Origin of the sequence: Staphylococcus sp. OJ82, from assembly GCF_000294465.1 — a bacterium.
In the GTDB taxonomy this organism is placed as follows: Bacteria; Bacillota; Bacilli; order Staphylococcales; family Staphylococcaceae; genus Staphylococcus; species Staphylococcus equorum.
Map to the genome: position 1 here is coordinate 1 of NZ_ALPU01000023.1, position 2981 is coordinate 2981.

Sequence of the window (2981 nt, forward strand, 5' to 3'; positions counted from 1 at the left end):
TATGCATCAATAATGTACTATTGTTATAATTAATTTGGGACTCTTTCCTAACACTTCTTAATTAAACATAAAAATTTTCAAAAAGTGTTTCGAACTACTGTTATAGCTTTGCACAGGCTTATTAACAGTAGTTTTTTTAATTTCTTGCATTAATTTACTAACTTTATATATATTTAGTATAGCTTGTCCAATTTTCTTTGTTATAATACTCGTATAGAAGTATCCCTAACTTCTTTATTTTTTCCATTAATTTCATATCTTAGTTGTTTTTAATTTTATAATTAGATAAGAGTTTGATTTAAAAAAAGCCACTAGAATAATTTCTAGTGGCTTTTTTTAAATCATTAATAAATCTTTCTTTTGCAGTTTGATCATAATTAGATAGCTCTTTTAAATTCTCAAAAGGTATAGTTAATTTATGTGTTTCTTGTTCTTTAAGTTTGTTAAACATTGAAAAAATAAGTTCATTTCAACACATGTAAAATTACATAAAGGTATTAAATTTAAATCATTTTTGTACACAACAATATAACTACCTATAACATTGTCAAAAAGATCTTAAAAGATTATATAATTAAAAGTTTAAACTTTTAATATTCAGGTATAGTACATTTAGCACTATCTCTACTTAACACTTAAGTTCACACAGGCTACTATTAGTTTTAAGCTAATAGTAGCTTAAAATTTGAAATTAGACTGAAATTCACGTAGTATTTTTATAGGTATTATTAATGAACAAAGCATTTCTTTTATTTTAGCCATTTCAATTTTATATTGAAATGGCTTTTTATTTGCCTTTATTTTGGATTTTAAAGGGGTATTTAGCAACGTAAGCATTGATTATGATGATTTACACATCATTTCCACCTTATGGCGTTAAATGCTTTTAAAACACCATGTATAAGAAAACCGAAAAAAACATACGGTAAAACATATAAAACACCCCATAAATATCTCCAAATACTTTCTTTTGTCGCTATTTCATGATTAATAAAGTCGTAGCCTTGTGAAATGCCAAAAAAGTTACTAATTGGTCCCGTTACCAACGAAACCAAAGCAATGATTGCGACAACAAAAAATAAAGATACAACGCCTTTCGTCATAATATCTAAAGATTTATTTAAATTCTCAACAATTATATCGTTTTTATCTAAGCGATCCGTAATCGTCTTTTTGTATTCGTTTGTTTCTTTTTTTGCTTGGTCATTATGTTTTTTATAATGCTCTAATAAATCACTTACTTGTTTATCTAAGTCTTTAAATTTTTCATCAAAGGCTTGTTTAAAATCTTGTTCTTGGTTGTCTGTATCCAATTTTCTTAAATAACTTCTCGCTACACTTATAAATTTATCCTCGGTATTTTTAGTTGCTTGATTAAAGTTCGAGGTCGAATCTTTTAGATTCTCTAACAAGGCTTTGTGATTCTTTTCTCTCTCTTTCTCGTTCTTCTTTATCTCGGAGAGATTTCTCATGAGCAAGTCTTGCTGCTTCAGCACTTCGTCTATCACTTGCGAGTTTTCTGGTGTTGTCTGCGAAGTTGTCCCACTCTGATTGAGTTGCTTTTCTATCTGGTCGAGTTTCTTTAGTATTTTGTCGTTCTCTGGATTTAATTCGTCCATCATACCCATGTTCTAAGCCCCTTTTATCGTATTTCTCGCCTAGTTTACTGCCACGTACCTTTTTATCTTCTTCAAGATGTTTGTAAGTAATCGTTTTTTCAGTGATACGTTCGATTTTTATGCCGTTCTGTAGCAAATCAGCGCCTAACTGTTCATAATTGATCGCTTGTGTTTGATCTATAACCATACGAATTTGTTCTTTCCAAGGTATCGGTTTATTGCCTTTTTGAGCTTCTTTTCCGATTTCATACTCAGCTTGTGTATAGCGTGTTTCTCTTTGTTTTTCTGGAACTGATAAACCATGTTCATGACAGATATTGTCATTTTCTCGTTTTACCAGTTCACGTTGTTTTTTATTACTTTGATATTTTTTACCTGTCTCAAGATCAATTGAATTAATCACAATATGGTTGTGGTAATGGTTTTTATCTGTATGCGTATAAACTGCGACTTGATGATTGGGGGCGATTTTCTCGGCTAATTCCAAACCAATTTGATTACATTGTTCCGATGTTACTTCGTTCGGTTTGAATGATTGGATTACTGTATGCGCTTGAATCCCATCTTCTTTGCCATATAAAGACCGTGTGGCTTTGAAAGCTGATTTGGCGTAATCTACATCGCAATTCAAACCACTTTTTTCTTCTGCTCGCTTTTCTGCGTAATTGATTGCCCTGCTTGCCGATTTTGTATTGCCTAATTTAGTTGTTGCCATTTTCATCACTTCGTTTCTTTTTCGGTTCTATTACATCAATAATCAATCCAGCACTAAATAATTAAATAACTTAAAATAAGTATGTGTTTTAACTTATTTTTTAGCATTCTTCTTCTTCTTCTTTTTTGGAGCAATTCTGTCTCTCAAAATACTTATAAATGTATATAAAAAGGAACAAATAATCACTGATATCACTGATACAAAATGCGTGAAATATAAAATTGCGATAAAGCCTAAAAAGATTAGTGATAATAAAATGTTGAATAATATTCTTATCACTATATTTGAATAACGCTTTAATTTAGGCTTTGCCATATATCATTAAGCCTTTCACGTACTGCTTGGATATTTCGATCCATTGCATGATAATGGGGCGTTTCATTTTTATGTTGATTACAGTATTTAGCAATCTGATTCACGTTGGCCCCCAACTTACTTAAATCTTTGGCCATCGATTGTCGCGTCTCTTTATCTAATTTGGGCGCTACCAATCGACTCCCATGTGCCTTTTTCTTAACGAAAGTCGGCACACTCATATTCAAAGTTTCGGCAGAAGACCTTAACTTTTCATATTCGGATTCGCTCACTCTGAAACTAATTTGTTTTGGCTCTTTGCGGTTGGGTTTTCGGTTTTCCCCAACAGGCGC

3 protein-coding genes and 1 pseudogene are annotated in these 2981 nt (G+C 31.3%); all 4 read right to left on the reverse strand.

Going from position 1 to position 2981, the window contains the following annotated elements; translation table 11 throughout:
- Window positions 1-334: 334 nt before the first annotated feature.
- Window positions 335-540: pseudogene (locus SOJ_RS14780) on the reverse strand (RepB family plasmid replication initiator protein); the annotation flags it as partial.
- Between the two features lie 317 nt (window positions 541-857).
- Complete coding sequence (locus tag SOJ_RS14785; protein ID WP_338009710.1) at window positions 858-1412, reverse strand: DUF334 domain-containing protein; 555 nt, start codon at window positions 1410-1412, stop codon at window positions 858-860.
- Window positions 1375-2334 carry a relaxase/mobilization nuclease domain-containing protein gene (locus SOJ_RS13935; RefSeq protein ID WP_002508766.1) on the reverse strand — a complete coding sequence of 320 codons (960 nt, stop codon included), beginning with the start codon at window positions 2332-2334 and terminating at the stop codon, window positions 1375-1377. The genes SOJ_RS14785 and SOJ_RS13935 overlap by 38 nt, the downstream gene beginning before the upstream one ends.
- A 296-nt stretch (window positions 2335-2630) precedes the next feature.
- On the reverse strand, window positions 2631-2981 hold a 351-nt coding region (locus tag SOJ_RS13940), incomplete at its 5' end, for a plasmid mobilization protein (protein WP_037539696.1).